This is a genomic window from Bacillus cereus group sp. BfR-BA-01524, from assembly GCF_022662595.1.
GTDB classification, from domain to species: domain Bacteria; phylum Bacillota; class Bacilli; order Bacillales; family Bacillaceae_G; genus Bacillus_A; species Bacillus_A thuringiensis_S.
The window spans coordinates 1-214 of the sequence record NZ_JAKUDW010000494.1 but is presented as its reverse complement, the minus strand read 5'-3'; the positions used below and the strand labels follow the sequence as shown (position 1 = coordinate 214).

Below are 214 nucleotides of genomic sequence, written 5' to 3'. Positions count from 1 at the left end.
ATTAAGTAATGATAAATGGTATTACTTAGACGGTAATGCAGGCGGCGCCTTGAAAACTGGTTGGTACCAAGAAGGCGCGAAATGGTTCTATTTAGATCCATCTGCAGAGGGTCCAAAGGGTGCAAAAAAAGTTGGATGGGTTCAAGTATATGGAAAATGGTATTATCTAGATCCAACAACAGATGGCTCTATGAAAACAGGTTGGGTTCAAGTA

The 214-nt window shown here is 40.7% G+C and carries 1 pseudogene; it reads left to right on the top strand.

Going from position 1 to position 214, the window contains the following annotated elements:
- Positions 1-214, top strand: a pseudogene (locus tag MR170_RS32050) (NlpC/P60 family protein); the annotation flags it as partial.